The 18,648-nt window shown below is 44.4% G+C and carries 12 protein-coding genes; 10 read left to right on the forward strand and 2 right to left on the reverse strand.

Going from position 1 to position 18,648, the window contains the following annotated elements:
• Nucleotide 1 precedes the first annotated feature (1 nt).
• Genes KIH87_RS16950 through KIH87_RS16960 form a run of 3 tightly spaced genes read left to right on the forward strand, consistent with a single transcriptional unit; the run spans nucleotide 2 to nucleotide 2,369 of the window.
• On the forward strand, nucleotides 2-391 hold the full coding sequence (locus KIH87_RS16950; RefSeq protein ID WP_232359041.1) for a DUF3019 domain-containing protein: 390 nt from the start codon (nucleotides 2-4) through the stop codon (nucleotides 389-391).
• Nucleotides 391-1,092, forward strand: coding sequence for a response regulator (locus tag KIH87_RS16955; protein ID WP_232359042.1), 702 nt, complete (start codon nucleotides 391-393; stop codon nucleotides 1,090-1,092). Before KIH87_RS16950 ends, KIH87_RS16955 begins: the two co-directional genes overlap by 1 nt.
• Before the next feature lie 53 nt (nucleotides 1,093-1,145).
• A complete protein-coding gene (locus KIH87_RS16960) occupies nucleotides 1,146-2,369 on the forward strand; it encodes an ATP-binding protein (RefSeq protein ID WP_232359043.1) in 1,224 nt (407 codons plus the stop codon).
• Nucleotides 2,370-2,403: 34 nt separating this feature from the next.
• On the opposite strand, the gene KIH87_RS16965 is transcribed toward KIH87_RS16960, so the two are convergent.
• Nucleotides 2,404-2,766 (reverse strand): hypothetical protein, encoded by a 363-nt coding sequence (locus KIH87_RS16965; protein ID WP_232359044.1) that lies wholly within the window; start codon nucleotides 2,764-2,766, stop codon nucleotides 2,404-2,406.
• A gap of 389 nt (nucleotides 2,767-3,155) precedes the next feature.
• Here KIH87_RS16965 and ccoG point away from each other — a divergent pair, with 389 nt between their 5' ends.
• From ccoG to KIH87_RS17000, 7 genes are all read left to right on the forward strand, one after another.
• Nucleotides 3,156-4,613 carry a cytochrome c oxidase accessory protein CcoG gene (gene ccoG / locus KIH87_RS16970; RefSeq protein WP_232361512.1) on the forward strand — a complete coding sequence of 486 codons (1,458 nt, stop codon included), beginning with the start codon at nucleotides 3,156-3,158 and terminating at the stop codon, nucleotides 4,611-4,613.
• Between the two features lie 103 nt (nucleotides 4,614-4,716).
• The gene (locus tag KIH87_RS16975) at nucleotides 4,717-5,706 is read left to right on the forward strand and encodes a serine/threonine protein kinase (RefSeq protein ID WP_232359045.1); all 990 of its coding nucleotides are present in this window, start codon (nucleotides 4,717-4,719) and stop codon (nucleotides 5,704-5,706) included.
• Between the two features lie 240 nt (nucleotides 5,707-5,946).
• The gene (locus KIH87_RS16980) at nucleotides 5,947-7,665 is read left to right on the forward strand and encodes an acetolactate synthase 3 large subunit (protein WP_232359046.1); all 1,719 of its coding nucleotides are present in this window, start codon (nucleotides 5,947-5,949) and stop codon (nucleotides 7,663-7,665) included.
• Between the two features lies 1 nt (nucleotide 7,666).
• A complete protein-coding gene (ilvN, locus tag KIH87_RS16985; protein WP_232359047.1) occupies nucleotides 7,667-8,164 on the forward strand; it encodes an acetolactate synthase small subunit in 498 nt (165 codons plus the stop codon).
• 662 nt (nucleotides 8,165-8,826) lie between these two features.
• Nucleotides 8,827-10,392 (forward strand): S8 family serine peptidase, encoded by a 1,566-nt coding sequence (locus KIH87_RS16990; RefSeq protein WP_232359048.1) that lies wholly within the window; start codon nucleotides 8,827-8,829, stop codon nucleotides 10,390-10,392.
• Nucleotides 10,393-10,621: 229 nt separating this feature from the next.
• Nucleotides 10,622-12,193: a S8 family peptidase gene (locus KIH87_RS16995; RefSeq protein ID WP_232359049.1), complete on the forward strand. Its 1,572-nt coding sequence runs from the start codon at nucleotides 10,622-10,624 to the stop codon at nucleotides 12,191-12,193.
• Between the two features lie 173 nt (nucleotides 12,194-12,366).
• Nucleotides 12,367-15,459 carry a ligand-binding sensor domain-containing diguanylate cyclase gene (locus KIH87_RS17000; protein ID WP_232359050.1) on the forward strand — a complete coding sequence of 1,031 codons (3,093 nt, stop codon included), beginning with the start codon at nucleotides 12,367-12,369 and terminating at the stop codon, nucleotides 15,457-15,459.
• Nucleotides 15,460-15,674: 215 nt separating this feature from the next.
• Here KIH87_RS17000 and KIH87_RS17005 read toward each other — a convergent pair whose 3' ends face one another.
• Nucleotides 15,675-18,596: a hybrid sensor histidine kinase/response regulator transcription factor gene (locus KIH87_RS17005; RefSeq protein ID WP_232359051.1), complete on the reverse strand. Its 2,922-nt coding sequence runs from the start codon at nucleotides 18,594-18,596 to the stop codon at nucleotides 15,675-15,677.
• Nucleotides 18,597-18,648: the final 52 nt, after the last annotated feature.

The following is an 18,648-nucleotide window of genomic DNA, read 5'->3' on the forward strand; positions in this document are numbered from 1 at the left end:
TTTGAGCAACGGAATATTGTTGTTCATTATGTATGCAGGGTTGTTCCATAGTGAGGTGAATGCGCTACCTACTGAATGGGATGTTATCCCCTCGGCGTGTGTCGTAGACAGGCCGGGCGATTTCTGTCGTCTTGAATTTGAGATCATCACGACCGCAGGTGAACGAGCTTCCCTATCATTACCCGCATGCCTCTATCTGGAAAAAGAACTCATACAATGTTGGGAACAACTTCCTGAGCACATAACAGCCAGTGTTGAAATAAAGGAAACAAACACTTTACTTCTGGTAGATAAAAATAAAGAAGTCTTATTAGAGAAAAAACTGGAAGTAAAATCTATCCATCCTGTTAGACAACGACGCCGAGTGCGTTCTCCCTGGAGTATGTTCTAATGCATTACATAGTTCTGGTTGAAGATGATGCCCGACTCAGTCAATTAATCGCCGACTATCTGGGTAAAAATGACATGCAAGTCAACGTTCAGCCCAACGGCGATTACCTGGTTGAAGAAGTTCAACACAACGATCCCGATTTAGTTATTCTTGATATTATGCTACCTGGTGCCGACGGCTTTAAATTATGCCAGGAATTACGCAAAACATACCATGGCCCCATCATTTTTCTCACCGCTAAAGACGACGATATTAGTCAGGTTCTGGGGCTGGAAATGGGTGCTGACGATTATGTTCTGAAGCCTGTAGAGCCTCGGGTCTTACTGGCTCGAATTCATGCTTTATTACGCCGGGTTTCCCCTCCAGCACAAACCTCAGGAAAAGATAACGATACCTTGAAATTTGGCGGCTTGCGCATCAACAAGAGCACTCGTTCAGTCACACTGAATCGTGAAGATATTATTTTAACCAGCCACGAATTCGATATGTTATGGCTGCTGGCTCAAAATGCCTCTCAGGTTGTAAGCCGAGAAATCCTTTACAGAGACATCATTGGACGAGAATACGATGGCCTGGATCGTTCTGCTGACGTACGAATCTCACGCTTAAGAAAAAAACTCAATGACAACGCGAAATCCCCATTCCGCATAAAAACCATTTGGGGCAAAGGCTTCTTCTTTGTGGCTGATGCCTGGGACTAATAGCGTTTTATCAAGAGTGAGCGTTATATCGGTGAACAAGAGCAGTCATTACCATGTTTAGGTTATTCGCCAGCTTATACCTGTTTGTCGTGGTGTCGCTGATCAGTTTGACGGCACTCCTCGAACACACATTGCAGCCAAAAAGTTCACAAGCTCAAGAACCCAACCTGTCTCGTTTGGGCACCATACTTAGCCACCAAACCGGGGCTTCCATTGAGTCATTGGCAAAGCAAAGCGGAGCGCAAGTTGAACGATATCCATCAACTCACATCAGGCTACCGGAGAAGCAGCAGCAAGATATAAACAAAAAAGGCTTTATCATCTTGCATGACCAGAAATTAGGCGCACAACTTTTCTTGCTGGATAAAAATAACGGCGAGTTTATTACCGTTACTTATCCTAAAGAGCCTGAAACCAACGTTTTTCTATATAGCGGACTTTTTTTCCTGCTAATGGGGCTTGCTCTTGCTTTTTGGACATGGCCTTTATGGCGAGATATCCGTATTCTGGAGCGAACTGTTCGCAGGGTAAACCGCGACGGTACATTGCCTGAAATCCATTTAAGCCCAACTTCCAGCCTTAACAATATCGCCAAAGCTCTGGCTTCTTTGGGTGCTCAAGTGCAAGAGCTGTTGCAATCTCAAAAAGAACTGAGTGGTGCCGTAGCTCATGAATTTCGCACACCAATATCCCGGCTGAAATTTGCCTTAGCCATGCTGGATGACTCACAAAACATTGATGTATCAGGAATGCAAAGCGACGTTAATGAACTGGAAAGGCTGGTGCAGGAAATGCTCGACTATGCCACGTTGGACAGTGTCGATCCTGGGCTTGCTATGGCAGAGATCCCCTTAAGTGTCGCTTGCGGAAAGCTGATCGATAAACTATCTGAAACAAGCAATATTCAAATACAGCTTTTTACCAACAATCATGAAGGCAATATTATGGGTGATGGGCATTTCATTGAAAGAGCCATCCAGAACGTACTGGGAAATGCATTAAAGTATGCAAAAACTCAGGTGCAAATCCATATCGAAGAACAAGATAACGAAGTTATTGTCATGATTGACGATGATGGCCCCGGCGTCGCAAAGGCAGACCGAGCCCGTATTTTTGAACCTTTTTTTCGCCCCGACGGAGCACGTTCTCGTGACAAAGGTGGAGCCGGCTTGGGATTAGCCATCGTGTCTCGAGTACAAAAATGGCATAAAGGAAGATGTATGGTAGAAGAAAGCCCATTGGGAGGGGCTCGCTTTATCCTGAGCTACCCGAAATAAAAAATGAATCCACTTCCTAATGTTAAATTTTTCGTTATGAAGTCTTTAAGACCTTAGAGCGGGAAATTTCGCTGCAAAAATAAGACAGTGTGGAACCATAAACGTATGGATTCTTATCCCCCTCCACACAGTACAGGCGATGGAAACGAGCGATGTTATCTCTACTGGCTGTCACGTCATATAAATAGTCTTTCTGTCCTTTGTTCAAAGCAGAAAAAGCAACCTCAGTATTATTTCTTAAAGACTCTAATTCACGGTTTTCCTGATAATTGGAAAGCGCAAGAAGCCACTCCGTCACCGAATCTTGGGCGTCAGAGAGAAAATACTGCACAAACGAAGATTGCAAAATCACAATCAATGCAGCGATTTCAAGAATTAATACGAATCCTCTTTTCATTGCTTCAAATCAAACCAGGCCAGTTACTGATAGCATAAACTAATTGAGTGTAAATCACACAACTAATAGGTATCTCTGGTGATAATTATAGGTATAGTTTCAGACATCTTGCGAATTTTTCCACCAACACCTTACTGTTAACCTTTTATTAACAATACCAAGAAAAATAAGCTATTGAGACAGTATAAAATTCACAGCCATAAATTCTTTGAAGCAAATTTATCTTAACTTCATGATGAAAAGGCATACCTAAATTAATATTAAGGGACTACAATAACAAGGAAGGTTACATGCACTGGTAAATAGGTTGACCGCTCCTTCACGAGCCTCACAAAAATGACCCAGTACGAATAATGGCACATAACTCCCGAGGTAGCTTAAAGGGCATTATGAACGAGAATCCTGAATCCAATACAGCGACCGGAGAACCAGAACGGATCCCGGTAAAGAATATCACGCCAGTAAAAGTTCATCGCCCAGACAAAGCCAAAAATGACAGGTATCAACCACGCAGTCATATCTACGTTAGACAGGTTAAAGGCGCACTGGAAACCTTCCGCAGAACATTTGGTGCATTCTTTATACTTCTTTTTGCTGGCACTCCCTGGATCACTTATGACGGACATCAAGCAATCTTGCTTGATATTGGGCACCAGCGCTTTCATATTTTTGGTCTGACACTTTGGCCGCAAGACCTCACCCTGCTTGCCTGGATTTTTATGATAGGTGCCTTCGCCCTATTCTTTATTACCGCATTCGCAGGCCGTGTCTGGTGCGGTTTTATGTGTCCTCAGACCACCTTTACCTATATTTTTATCTGGTTTGAACACAAGCTGGAAGGAAGCCATAACAAGCGCGTGAAACTGGATGAACGTGCAATGGATTTTGATAAGTTTTGGCGTAAGTCGTTGAAACACATTTGTTGGCTACTGGTAGCGCTACTCACGTCGATTACTTTTGTTGGCTACTTCACACCCATAGGTCAGCTCTATCTCAACATATTCACCTGGAGCACCAGCTTTTGGGCAGGCTTCGCCATTCTTTTCTTCACCTTCTGTACATATGGAAATGCAGGCTGGATGCGTGAAATCATGTGTACTCACATGTGCCCATACGCACGTTTCCAGTCGGTCATGTTCGACGCCGACACATTAATGGTGGCGTACAACAACAAGCGAGGTGAGAAGCGTGGCCCTCGCAGCCGTAAGATGACACCAGAACAAATCGCGGAAAAAGGACTGGGTGATTGTGTAGACTGCAACCTGTGTGTTCAGGTTTGTCCAACAGGCATTGATATCCGTAACGGGCTGCAATATGAATGCATTAACTGCGGAGCCTGTATTGATGCCTGTAACGGGGTGATGGATAAAATGAACTCCCCCAAAGGGCTCATCAGCTTCACCTCAGAACATAAGCTACAAGGCAAAGAAGTCCATATTGTTCGCCCTAAACTCATCGGGTATGCCGTCGTGTTGACCATCATGGTGGGCTTGCTTGCCGCACAAATAATCAACAGGGTTCCACTTGAGGTGGATATCATTCGAGACCGCGGAGCACTCTACCGTGAAACCAATGACGGTTTAATTGAGAACGTGTATACCCTAAAAGTCTTGAATAAGTCCCAACAAGAAATGACTTACCTCATTTCTGTTGAAGGGCTTAAAGACTATCGTTTAACCGGTAAAAAAGAAGTCACGGTATCGGGAAGTCAAATAGAAACCTTCCCCTTGAGTATCGCGGTGAATCCTTACGATTTGGACGAATCCATCACCAGTATTCGCTTCAAGGTTATTAGTACAGATGGTAAAGTGCAGGAATTGGAACCGAGCAAGTTTATTTCTCCATAGCAGAAACAGTACACTGTTAAACGACTCAAAGAGAAAAGCGCCAGTAACAAAATAGACTGGCGTTTTTGTTATATACAACCTTATACGGGATCCTCAATAGGTAATGACTCAGGAACAAAGCTTTACATTCGCCGAACTCACGCCAGACCTTATTCTTGATGCAATCGAAGCCATTGGCATTCGAGTTGATTCGGGATTACTCGCTCTTAATTCCTATGAAAACCGTGTATATCAGTTTCTGGATGAAGATAGACGTCGCTACGTTGTAAAGTTTTATCGTCCTCAGCGCTGGACGGCTCAACAGATACAGGAAGAGCATGATTATGCTCTGGAGCTTGAGCAACATGAGATCCCTATTGCAGCACCACTAAAGCTAAATGGCGAAACCTTACATCAGCATCAAGGCTATTACTTTACAATCTTCCCTTCCGTTGGTGGACGCCAGTTCGAGGTGGATAATCTGGATCAGCTGGAATGGATGGGACGCTTCATTGGTCGTATTCACGCCGTCGGTGCCCGCCAACCATTTAAATTCAGAGACAGCTTTACTACGACGACCCACTTACTGGAACCTTTACAACAATTACAGTCCAGTAAATTAGTGCCAGCGCATCTCCATACCTCTTTTTTCACAATTTTGGTTCAGGTTGTCGATCTCGCCAAAAGTCTGTATTTGAAGCACAACTCTTTCCCAGCCCTGCGTTTACATGGGGACTGCCACCCAGGAAACATACTGTGGCGTGATGGCCCCACCTTCGTTGATTTAGATGATTGCCGTAATGGCCCGGCCATGCAAGATATCTGGATGATGCTGTCTGGTGACAAGCAACAGCAAATATTGCAGCTCGACACCTTACTCAACGCCTACGAAGAATTCCACGAATTTGATACGGCACAGTTGAGCTTAATTGAGCCATTACGCGCCATGCGAATGGTGCATTACATGGCTTGGGTGGAAAACCGCTGGCAAGATCCGGCATTTCCCAGAGCATTTCCCTGGTTTGCTGATGATAAATATTGGGAACAACAAATTCTGTCGCTAAAAGAGCAATTCTCCGCCCTGCATGAAGAACCTTTGCGATTAATGCCCTAAGAAGCCAGAGGCGAAATTTCTACAAGAAGAGAACTAAAAAGCAAAAACCCTAAAAATTGGATGAAACATTTCATTCAACATGGTTTTTTATTACATTTTTGCAACATTTATCACGTTTATTTTCAGTATTAAGGATGAAATTCTATTTTTATCTCATGAAATGTTTCATCTTCTCCCCAAGTCCCTTATATTCTCTGCTAGATTATTTTTAATAGCTAAATTTCTTAAGGAGTTGTTCAAGTGGAAATGATGTCTGGTGCCGAAATGGTCGTCAGGGCACTTCGGGACTCCGGGGTTGAATACGTTTTTGGATATCCCGGTGGTGCCGTGCTTGATATATATGATGCATTATTTGCTCAAGATGATGTAAAGCACATCCTCGTCCGTCATGAACAAGCCGCTGCGCATATGGCTGATGGGTTTGCCAGAGCAACCGGACAAACCGGTACAGTGCTCGTCACATCAGGCCCAGGCGCAACCAATACCATTACCGGTATTGCCACTGCTTATATGGACTCCATCCCCATGGTTGTACTTTCCGGTCAGGTTCCTTCCACTCATATTGGGGAAGATGCCTTTCAGGAAACCGATATGATAGGTTGCTCACGCCCAATCGTGAAGCACAGCTTTCTGGTGAAAAGAGCCGAAGACATCCCAACGGCAATTGCCAAGGCCTATTATATTGCTAACACGGGTCGTCCTGGGCCTGTGGTTATTGATCTACCAAAAGATATCGTCAATATTCAGGAAAAGCACCCCTACCACTTTCCCAAGAATGTCAGTTTGCGCTCTTACAACCCTACTGATAAGGGCCATAGCAAACAGATCAAGAAAGCAGCGCAGGTATTGAAATCCGCTAAGCGCCCGGTTATCTACCTTGGTGGTGGCGCGTTAAAAGCCGCAGAAAGTGGCGAACTTCTAACATTAATCGAGAAGTTACAGGCTCCTGTCACCAACACCCTGATGGGGTTAGGTGCGATACCAGGCCAACACCCACAATGCATTGGCATGTTGGGCATGCACGGTACACTGGAAGCCAACAAAACCATGCATAACGCCGATTGCATATTAGCGCTTGGTGCCCGTTTTGATGACAGGGTGACAAACAACGTAGATAAGTTCTGCCCTGACGCAGACATCATCCACGTAGACATTGACCCGGCTTCCATTTCCAAGACAGTACGCGCTCACATTCCCATTGTTGGCTCGGTAGAAAAAGTCTTAGAGCAGCTAGCAGCACACTTGAAAGATGTCGATAGTGCTTCTCAAAAGAAAAAACTGGCAGCCTGGTGGCAGCAAATACAAGAATGGCGTGGACGCCAGTGCCTAACCTATGAATCGGATGCTGATTTAATCAAACCACAGCAGGTTATTGAATCTTTGTATAAACATACGAATGGTGAAGCCTATATCAGCTCCGATGTGGGTCAACATCAGATGTTTGCGGCACTCTATTATCCATTTGCCAAACCTCGCCAGTGGATTAACTCTGGTGGCTTGGGAACCATGGGCTTCGGGCTTCCTGCCGCCATGGGAGTTCAATTCGCGTTTCCGGGCGCGGTATCTGCCGTTGTCACCGGTGATGCCAGTATCCAGATGAATATTCAAGAATTATCTACCTGCCTGCAATATGATCTTCCTATCAAGATCATTTGTTTGAACAACCGCTCTTTAGGCATGGTAAGACAATGGCAAGACATGATTTACCAAGGCAGACACTCCCATTCATACATGGAATCCATGCCTGATTTCGTCAAGCTGGTTGAAGCTTATGGACACGTGGGTATTAAAGTCGATCACCCATCTGAACTGGATAAAGCCATGCAAGAATGCTTTGCCCAAAAAGACAAATTGGTCTTTGTTGATATCGCGATAGACCCTAATGAGCACGTATATCCCATGCAAATTAAACATGGTGCTATGTCTGACATGAAACTAAGCAAGACGGAGCGTACTTAAGATGAGACGGATAATTTCTGTATTAATGGAAAACGAACCCGGCGCTTTGTCCCGAATTATCGGTCTTTTTTCACAGCGTGGTTACAACGTTGATTCCTTATGCGTTGCGGCAACAATGGATCCTACTTTATCGAGGCTGACCATTACCACTAACGGTGATGAGAAAGTGATTGAGCAAATTACCAAGCAAATCAATAAATTAGTTGATGTGTTTAAAGTGATGGATCTCACAGAAGGCGACCATCTTGAGCGTGAATTGATGCTACTAAAGGTCGCGACGCCTAATGACCAGGTTCGAGCAGAAGTAAAACGCAATGTTGATATATTCAGAGCGCAAATCGTGGACGTTAGTTCCAAGACCTACACCATTCAGGCTACGGGTTCCAGCGAGAAAATGGATGCCTTTTTGCAAGCGATGGCTGATTACACAGACCTAATTGAAACTTCGCGTACAGGTGTTTGTGGCCTAGCTCGCGGTGAAAAGTCACTAAAAATTTAATCGTTATTGATATTTAAAAGCGCTCATTGGGGATCTCAATGGGCGTTTTTTGTTTGATCACACCAAATATTCCAATAATCGACACAACTCTTCAAAATCCATTCAGAAAATCGCTATAAAGCAACTCATGGAAACTGAATATTTCACCCTGAATACTCAGAAATTGAAACATGACAAATGCATGACAACAGTATGAATCCTAAACCTTTTTAGGAACATAACTTCATAAAAAGCATAGCCGTCAATTCTTAATTGGTATAATTAAATTGCCAAATCAAGTTCATTAAATAGTCAAACCTTTTGCATTGCAGAAATCTTCTTGGTAAATTTAATAACCAGCAATCGGGTAACATATATTACCTCAAAAAAATTATGACCAATATTTAGTTAGAGTAAATAATCCTTATTTTTCAAAAAGTTAAACATTGCCTTTAAGTGGTGTCGTAAATTTACCAAAACTTGTCGCCTCGTTACTAACGATGAGTCAAAAATTACACGTAAATTACAACTAACTCACGGACAGAATGATTATGAAAGACGATTTAGAAAAGTTGAAAAACATCTGAACAGTCATTCACCAAGGAGCAGTAAAAAAGTGACCTATCAGGCACCAACATAATTAAAGCAATTTATAACTATAGTGAGTTGAAGGAATAGAAATTATGAAAATGAAATTATTTACCTCTGCAATCCTTGCCACGGCAGTTACCGCTGCTTTCTCTGCTAACGCAGCCAATGACAGATATATCATTCAAGTTGATAACGCTGGTAAAGGCATCGTAAAAGCACTTGCCAAACAAACTGGCGGTGAAATTCATCTTGAATCAGATGGCTTCTTCGCAGCAACTTTCGCGGGCAAAAGCCTTGACGACGTGAAAGGTTTATTAAACAACCCTCACGTAAAACTGGTTGAAGAAGACCAAATTCGTAAACCTCTAAGTGTTTGGAATGACGATGCTGGCGACCCAATGACTCAGCAAGTTGCTCCTTATGGTTACTACCAAGCCCAAGCAGATCAAGTAACATTCAACCCTGCTGCTGGTATCAAAGTGTGTGTTATCGACTCAGGTCTTGATTCAAGCAACACCGATTTCAACTGGGCAGGCATCACTGGTGATAACGATCCAGGCACTGGCAACTGGTTCAATCATGGTGGCCCTCACGGTACTCACGTAGCCGGTACTATCGGTGCAGCTGACAACAGCTACGGCGTAATCGGTATGGCTCCTGGCGTTGACATGCACATCATTAAAGTATTCAACGAAGCTGGCTGGGGTTACTCCTCAAGCTTGGCAGCTGCAGCTAACCTTTGTGCTAACGCAGGTGCTGACCTTATCAACATGAGCCTTGGTGGTGGCGGTTCAAGTGCAACTGAAAAAACAGCTTTTGAAAACTTCCAGGCTGGTGGCGGTTTAGCGCTTGCTGCAGCAGGTAACGATGGTAACAACGTAGCTTCTTATCCTGCAGCTTACTCAGCCGTTATGATGATTGGCGCAGCAGACGCTAACAACAACATCGCAGATTTCTCTCAATTCCCAACCTGTCTGTCTGGTCGCGGAAAGAGAGCGACATTCGACGACACAATCTGTGTTGAAGTTGCAGCAAGTGGTGTTGACGTACTATCCACTTACCCAGCAGGTTTAGCAACGTCTTCAACTTTCTCTGCCGGCGGCGCAAGCTTCGCTTCTTCTGCGATGGAGAACTTTGGCTCTGCATCTGGTCAGACTTACTTCATGGGTACAGCTGAAGCAATTGACTCTGGCGCAGCAGGCAAAGTATGTGTTATCGACCGCGGCAACATTACTTTCCACGATAAAGTCGCTAACTGTGAAGCTTCTGGCGGTATCGGTGCAGTTATCGTGAACAACGTAGCAGGCATGTTATACGGTACATTGGGAGATCCAAATAACACTTCTATCCCGGCTGTTGGCGCGGCGTTAGAAGACCGTACAGCAATACTTGCAGCATCTACTGCTACTATTGATATTACGACAAGTGATTACGGAACCATGAGTGGTACATCAATGGCTACACCAACCACTACCGGTGTTGCTGCTTTGGTTTGGTCTAATCATCCAACTTGTACTGGTGAACAGATTCGCGCAGCGTTGAAAGCAACTGCTGAAGATCAAGGTGCATCAGGACATGACGAGTATTTCGGTTACGGTTTGGTTAAAGCTGCGGCAGCCAACACCTACCTGAATACTTATGGATGTGCTGGACAATAATCACAAGTATGGCGGGCGTAATGCCCGCCCTTCAGCTATTGGAACTGATTGATTTTCACCCGACAACCATGTAGCCTCTTTCGCCGTTATTCGTAGAAAACGTGCCATAAAGTAAGCAAGTCGGGTTAAATTAGTTACACGGAAAGCTGCTGTCTTATTGGTCCGAGCATCAGTATTTGCCTCGGTTTGTTAATAACGAATGATTAAGTACAATCCAGGAAATATGATTATGAAGCTGTTTTCCAAAGCCTTACCCAGTTTGATGGTTCTCGCAACCACCGCGTTTATCATCAACCAAAACGACTCGTCGACAGAACAAAATTACATAGTTATGGCTGATTCTTTGGCTCAAGCCAAAGCAGAGGTTCAGGAAATCGGCGCTAGCATCGACCACAACTTACCTATCGTAAACGGCGTTGTTGCCTCTTTAACTGAATCCCAGGTAGCCAAACTAAAAGAACAAGGTGATGTTCGTTTATTCGCAGATAGCAAAGTGACGCTGGCTGCTACGGGTTGGGGCTCAAGAGCAAAAGCTTCAGAAGCAGTCGTGCCACTGCAAACAGGTGTACAGAATCTTCATGATGCGGGTATCTTTGGTAGCGGCGTAACAGTCGCGGTACTGGATACCGGTTTCAAAACCATGAACGGATTACGTGTTGACGCTTATGGCAACAAACGCGTTTATGGTACTTACAATGCTATTGATAAAAGCATCCTGCTAATGGATGAAGAACAAAACGGTCACGGCACTCATGTGACCAGTATTATATCCAATAGCGACAAAGACATTTACAACAAATACTACGGTATTGCCCCTAATGTCAGATTACTTAGCTTAAAAGCCTTCGATGAAAATGGTGCTGGCAGCTATGTTAACGTTATTGATGCCATCCAATGGGCAATTCAATACAAAGACGACTTTAATATTCGCGTTCTGAACATGTCATTCAGCGCACCAGCACAAAGCCTGTATTGGGATGATCCGGTAAATATCGCCGTCATGAAAGCATGGCAGGCAGGCATTGTCGTCGTCGCTTCTGCGGGTAATCGCGGCAATACAAGCAACGCTATTGGCGTACCAGGCAATGTCCCTTATGTCATCACCGTTGGCGCAGCGTCAGATAATTTCACAACCGACTCTGCAACTGATGATTTCGTAGCATCTTTCTCTTCTGTCGGCCCAACATTTGAAGGCTTTGCCAAACCAGAAGTGGTTGCTTATGGTGGTCATGTGGTTGGCTTGATGGACAAAAACGCTCAAATTGCTAAGAAATATCCTGAGTTCCACGATGGTGGTCAATTTTACGCCATGTCAGGAACCTCTCAAGCAGCTGCCGTTGTTTCAGGTGTTGCGGCTCTAATGATTTCCTATCAGCCGGATTTGACTCCAGATCAGGTTAAATGCCGCTTGTTAGAAACCGCTCAGCCATTTATGGATGGCGACATTGCGACTGAAACAGCCTTTGCTCAAGGCGCAGGTAGCGTTAATGCAGAAGCAGCAGTATTCAGCACTGCTGATAATTGCGCCAATCAAAACATGGACATTGATGCTGATATCAACGACGTAGCTCATTATCTAGGCCCTGTGTTTACAGAAAGCTCAAGTGAAATGCAAATTCTGGATTCTTCGGGCAATTTGTGGCGAGATGGTAATTTATGGCGTGACGGAAATTTATGGCGCGATGGTAACTTGTGGCGTGATGCTTACATCGCCTCTGAAACCGACACCTGGAGCGGCGCACAGATTAATTTTACAGACAATTTGGACATTGCGGTTAACCCTTGGGTTGACGAAGAATAGTCCAAAAAGTAATAAACAATAAAAAAGAATTGGGCTCAGGCTTTTACCTGAGCCTTTTTATTTGTTAAAACATCGGATTGCGTAATAAAAAATTAATAGGCTCGATGTTCTACCGCAAACTTCTGTTACTGACGTTTATATATTTTTCGTCCATTTTGGCTCATGCAGCCGAGATGCGCTTTGACGTGTACGATATAGACAAAGGTTTGGTTCAGGAAACCGTTCGCGGCATTATTCAAGATAATCGAGGATTCCTCTGGATTGCCACCGAGGAAGGTTTAAACCGATTCGATGGTTTCACCTTCACACCATTCAGACATAACCCGGAAGACGCTACCAGCCTTTCTAACGATGTTATTACCGACATGGTTATCGATTCCGAAGGTTATTTATGGATTGGCACTTTTGGTGGCGGCTTAAATCGCTTCGATCCACAGAACACCAGTGCGACACGTATCGCTGAAAAAGAGTTATCCAGCGACCGCATTCAATCTCTTTTTATCGACTCGCAAAAACGCATCTGGGTTGGCACATTTGAACATGGACTGGATCTCATTATCCCCAAAGATGGTGGATACGAGTTCGTTAATTTCAAATTACACACCGGAGGCATAAATCACCCTTCGATCACGGCTTTTGCTGAAGATACCCAAGGACGAATCTGGGTTGGCAGTGATGGTGGTGGCGTTGATATTTATGATCCGGATCGTGGGTACTGGCAGAACCTGAGCCAACTTCCTAACGGGAACAACCTGCAAGGCAAACATGTGCGCAGCATGTTACGAGATAAAAAAGGCAACATCTGGATTGGAACAGCTTCGCATGGTTTGCATTATTACCAGTTAGACAAAAACCAACTGGATCAATTTACCTATAAGTCTGAAAGCAAAAACAGCCTGAGTAATAATCGTGTTCTCAGCTTGCTGGAAGATAATCAGGATAACCTCTGGGTAGGAACAGACGACGGCATCACCATGATCACCGACGAAGAGTTTATCCATATCAAACATTCAGATACCAACCCGAATAGTCTCAGTAACAATCGTATTCTTAGCATGTTTCAAGATGCTAATGGGTTAATTTGGTTAGGCACTTATCGCGGCTTGAACAAATGGAACCCCACCACGAATCGGTTCAACCACACGCTACCGAAAGTATCAGACAAATATAACCACTCGGTAATCACCGGCTTCGCCCAGTACAGCAATCAGGACTTAGTCATAGCAACCTATGGCGGCGGTGTATTGAAACGCAGAGCCAATAGCAATGATTACGAACTGTTCACCAAAGACCAGGGGCTGCCAGATAATCGCATCATGGCACTTTACATCGATAAACAAGATGGTCTGTGGATTGGCACCAGAGCCAAAGGATTAGCCTATTTGCCCAATGGCAGTAATCAATGGCGTCACTATGAGCATGATCCTGAAAACCCAGACAGCCTGCCAGCCAACGGTGTTACTGACATTCTGCAAGACCAAAAAGGGGATATCTGGGTAACCACCTATAAAGGCGGTTTAAGCCTCAAAATTGGCGACAAATTTAAAACCTATTCAGCCAATAGCGATGACCCTGAATCCTTGTCCAGCAATAAAGTGATGCAAATCCACGAGGATCAACAAGGTCAACTATGGCTAGCTACTGAAGCAGGTTTGAACCTGTTCAACCCTAAAGCCGGCACTTTTACCAAATTCAGACACGACCCTTCCATCGCCTCCAGCCTAACCTCTGATATGGTCTGGCAGATCTTTGAAGACAGTGGTGGCAACTTCTGGATTGCCACAGAAGGCAATGGCATTAATTTATGGCAACGTCAGGAACGCATTAAAGGTTTACCGGTATTTAAACATATCCAACGGCAACAGGGGCTGTTGAGCAATACCGTCTATGGGTTTGCCGAGGATACAGAAGGCCGTATATGGATGTCATCCAACAAGGGATTAAGCCGCTATAACCCCAAAAATAGCCATATAGAGCATTTCGATAAAAGTCATGGACTGCAAGGTTATGACTTTAATATCGGGGCAGTCATGAAAGGCAAGGATGACAACATCTATTTTGGTGGCAGCAACGGTTTTAATCAGTTTTCAGCTCACTTCGATCCAATCAACTCGGAGCCACCTAATGTTGAACTTATTGGCGTATCGGGGCTAAAAGAAAACAAACCATTATCAGAAATAATTTCTGGTGTGACCCTGGCTTACAACGATTATCTGGTCGCATTCGACTTTGTCGCTCTGGATTTCGCAGCGCCAGAAAAGAACCAGTACCAATACAAACTGGAACATTTTGATGCTGACTGGGTAAATGTTGGTAACCTTCGCCGCGCCACCTACACCAACCTGCCAGCAGGAAAATACACCTTTATGGTCAAGGCGTCGAATAACAACGGCACCTGGAGTGAGTCTCAAATTAATCTCCCAGTGACAGTAGAACCTGCACCTTGGCTAACGATATGGGCATTCGGTTTATACGCCGCCATTATTAGCGGTTTCATCATGACGTTAATCCAAATTCAGTTGAAAAAGTTTGCTCATGAAGAAAATCAACGTAAAAAGCTGGAACAGGAAGTTGCACAACGTACCAAAGAGCTGGCTGAACAGAATAAAAAGCTCACGGCACTGAACAATGAACTAGAAGTGGCTTACCGCGTTGACGCCTTAACCGGGCTCAACAACCGTCACTTCCTTAATGCTTATTTGGGTAAACGTCTATCACTGATTGATCAGGCACACATGACCCACAAGGAAGACGCGCCGCACATGCTGATTATGTTGTTGGACATGGACAACCTTAAGCCTATCAACGACAACTACGGTCACGCCGCCGGTGATGCTGCCATATGCCATTTGGCACGACTGGTACAAGAGCGTATTCCACAGGAGTTCCATTTAATCCGCTGGGGTGGCGATGAATTCATGCTGGTAGGAGAAATACGTAATAAGCAAGAAACCTGCGCCTGGATAGAAAACCTCTATGAAATGCTTGATGCAGGCAACTTCTTCTATTTCAAACAGAAAATTAAACTGAGCTGTTCTGCTGGTTTTGCGTTCTATCCATTTGATCATGAGAACCCCAGAGCCCTGTCATGGGATCAGGTTTCAATGGTTGCCGACAAAGCCCTCTATTCAGCCAAGATGGATAAAGGTCATTGGTGCGGTGTTGTGGGTCCAACTCGCGAGATCAACGAGCTCTATCTGAACGAATTACTTCGCTGCAAACATATTAAGGAAGTATCCGGACTGGTTAATTTGATGGATATCTAACCGTTGCTGCTTGACTACACACCTGAGCTGCGCAGTAAGAAAAGACGAGGGGAGAATCGCAACAGGGGATACCCTCACAGTTGCTCTTGTTGTTGCTCTTTCTGATAATAGCTCTTTGATTACATCTTTATTCCATTCTTAGTGAATCGAAATGATCAAAGAGTCTCAGAAACTCTCAAGCATGAACCCCATACTGGTTCTCAAAGTCCTCAGGATTAAACCTGAGCCTGTTTTTGGTAGGAGCTAGGGGTTTCCCCCTGCCATTCTTTGAAACACTTGGTGAAGTAAGCCTGGCTGGAGAAACCAACCTGATCCGCGACCAAGCCAACCTGAATTCCAGTGGTCAACAAACGCTTGGCTTTCATTAGGCGGAATTCTCGCAGGTACTCACCCGGCGTTAAGCTTAATACACCGCGCATTTTACGTTGCAGCTGTCGTTCACTTAAACCTAACTGCCCTGCAAGTTCACCCATATTAAAGCTTTCATCCTGATAATGCTTTTCAACCACGCTATTTAACTTCTTCAAGAAAGCCGAAACCGCAGAATCCTCAGTAACAACCTCAATTCCGTCTTCATCAGCATTACCAAACGCTTGTTCACTCAACAAACGAGATTTCAATTGCGTTTGAGCCGCTTCTCTGCCCGCTAATAAATTACGTAACCGCAGCAGTAATTCCTGATAATGGAACGGCTTGGTCAGGTAATCATCAACCTTCTTCTGTAACCCTTCCAGCTTACTATCCATGTCGGCCTTTGCAGTTAGCATCAGTATGGGAATATGAGCCGTAACATCATTGGCTTTTAACTGCTCAACCACCTGGAACCCGGAAATATCCGGCAGCATAAGATCGCAGATAATAATATCGGGAACCTGATCAATAGCCGCTTTTAAGCCCTTCTCACCCAAACCGCAAATATCGGTTTCAAAGTTTTGCTCAGTAAGGTGGGCAAGATATTCCTGCATGTCTGCGTTGTCTTCAATAATCAGCAAACGATCTCGTTCTTTACTGACCCCGCCGGTCTCATTCTCTCCCTGATAAACAAAACCGCTATCTTCCAGTGAGAAATCAACGGGTTTGATTTCACCTGCAAAATACTTGGGCGCATCCACCAAAGGAATATCAATAATAAAACGAGTGCCTTTGTCAGGCTCAGATTTCACGCTTAATTTCCATGAATGAGCTTCAATCAGTTCATTCACCACCGACAAACCAATACCCACACCAAAGGTTTTCACATTCACACCTTTAGCACGTTGAAAACGGCCAAAGATTTGTGATGACTCGTTGGAGTCAAAGCCTTTTCCTGTATCCGTTACGATAATACTTAGCATCTTGCCGTTAACGTCCATATGCAGTGTAATCGTCCCTTCTTCCGGCGTGTATTTATAAGCATTGGTTAACAGGTTGTAGAGTATTTGCTGCAAGGAATCTTCATGAATATCCGCCCACAAGCTATCCACCAGCTCATATTCGAACTTCATTTGTTTTTGTTCACACAGCGGAGCAAACAATTCAACCGCGTTTCTCACTACGTCGGACAGGGGCTGTGTCGATGCATTTAGCTTGGGAGCACTGGTTAGCTTTGACAGCATTAACAATTGCTCAACCATTTTTAAGATACGGGCATTGTTACGAAGCGCTGAATACATTCTCTTCTTCAACGATTCATCCAGATTGCTGTCAATCCCTTCTTCCAACGCGCCTTGAATAATGGTCAGCGGGGTGCGGAATTCATGGGTGATATTCGCGATAAACTTGTCTTTCACCGAAAGCGCTTGCTCTTCCGCCAGCTTCAGCGTGCTGATATCGACAAAGCTAATAGCCAAGGCATTGTTGCTTTCCATAGTACGCATATAACAAGGAATACTGTGTCCAGCGGCATCCTCTAAATTCACTTCCCTCTGCTCCAAACTCACCAGACTATTGGAGTTTAACGACGTTTCCATGCCTTTAAAGAAGCGAGCAAATGGTTCATCTTTGGGAAACAGACCACTGAAAAACTGCCCTTTTAACTGGCTGGCCTGATATCCCAACAAGTCTAACAACGCTTTATTAGCAAAGGTGATACGCCCGGAAACGTCGAGCTGTACTAATGGAAATGGTGAGTGAGTCTGCTCATTCTCTGTCGGATTAGTACGCGGCAAACTCTCATATTTGGTTCGTAATCGACGATAGCGATTAACAATGAAATTCTCTTGCTTCGAAATCAAAACAATAAAAGACAATACCCAAATAGCAAGTAACCATTCACGATTGACTTCGGCTTCATCAAAAAACCACTCCATACTATGACCCGTAGCATGAATGATAGGTAACACGGTAGCAGACACCAACAATGGCGACGGAAACCAGGAAGGCAAAGTACGGCCTTCTTTAGGGATAGCATCGATTTTCGGGTTCAACGCCATCGTGAAGCACAAATACGGTACATACCAGATAGTATGTTGCAATGGATGGGTAAAACGTTCAATCAATCCTGCGGTCTGAATCAGTTCGACACTATCAAGCATTAAAAACACGAACGACCCGGCACCAAACCACAGGTAAGTTCTAAAGTTATCGGCTCGACGACTTTGCAGCGCTTTCGTCCAAAACAGCAGCATTAAATACACATCAAGCACGATATAGAAAAGATAGGAAGAATAGAGCTGTCTAAATTCGTTTTGGCTCAATTGGCTGGGTATCAGCACCAGATAAGCAAACAAACCCAGTACAAAGAATATTGCGCCATATTGTTGCAATGCCAACACGCTGCGGTGACGCGTTTGGTAATTCTTCAAAATCACCGCAAATACCATCGCCATAAAAAAGCCAAAGTATCCGTATGCAGCAATCTTTAAAATCGCTTCCTGAGAACGTAAATAGGCTGAAATCAAAATGCCCAGTTTAGTAATAAACCAGACCACCATCGCCAGACGAATATTGAACCAAAACAGTCGCTCCCCAAGGTTGCCGGTTTTTCCTTTCATGCGAAAAGCGGCAACGATGGTCACAACTCCCATGAGGAGTTCAATCAGGTTCTCATCAATCCAGGCAACCTGAGCATTGATCTGATCCTTAAAGAAGGAAATGAAGATGATCAGGAGAACCAGATAAAAAGCTCTGGAAGGTTGGAACAGGTATTTGTGCATCATGATGCGATACTCTCCGCAAGCACAGGCAAATCAGTTGACCTGATTTGTTCTG

This window comes from Paraneptunicella aestuarii (assembly GCF_019900845.1).
GTDB classification, from domain to species: Bacteria; Pseudomonadota; Gammaproteobacteria; order Enterobacterales; family Alteromonadaceae; genus Paraneptunicella; species Paraneptunicella aestuarii.

Bases quoted from the DNA above. Each gene is read 5' to 3' on its own strand.
- ilvN (WP_232359047.1), top strand. From the start codon at position 7,667: ATGAGACGGATAATTTCTGTATTAATGGAAAACGAACCCGGCGCTTTG.
- KIH87_RS17000 (WP_232359050.1), top strand. From the start codon at position 12,367: ATGCGCTTTGACGTGTACGATATAGACAAAGGTTTGGTTCAGGAAACC.
- KIH87_RS16965 (WP_232359044.1), bottom strand. From the start codon at position 2,766: ATGAAAAGAGGATTCGTATTAATTCTTGAAATCGCTGCATTGATTGTG.
- KIH87_RS16975 (WP_232359045.1), top strand. From the start codon at position 4,717: ATGACTCAGGAACAAAGCTTTACATTCGCCGAACTCACGCCAGACCTT.
- ccoG (WP_232361512.1), top strand. From the start codon at position 3,156: ATGAACGAGAATCCTGAATCCAATACAGCGACCGGAGAACCAGAACGG.
- KIH87_RS16960 (WP_232359043.1), top strand. From the start codon at position 1,146: ATGTTTAGGTTATTCGCCAGCTTATACCTGTTTGTCGTGGTGTCGCTG.
- KIH87_RS16995 (WP_232359049.1), top strand. From the start codon at position 10,622: ATGAAGCTGTTTTCCAAAGCCTTACCCAGTTTGATGGTTCTCGCAACC.
- KIH87_RS17005 (WP_232359051.1), bottom strand. From the start codon at position 18,596: ATGATGCACAAATACCTGTTCCAACCTTCCAGAGCTTTTTATCTGGTT.
- KIH87_RS16990 (WP_232359048.1), top strand. From the start codon at position 8,827: ATGAAAATGAAATTATTTACCTCTGCAATCCTTGCCACGGCAGTTACC.
- KIH87_RS16955 (WP_232359042.1), top strand. From the start codon at position 391: ATGCATTACATAGTTCTGGTTGAAGATGATGCCCGACTCAGTCAATTA.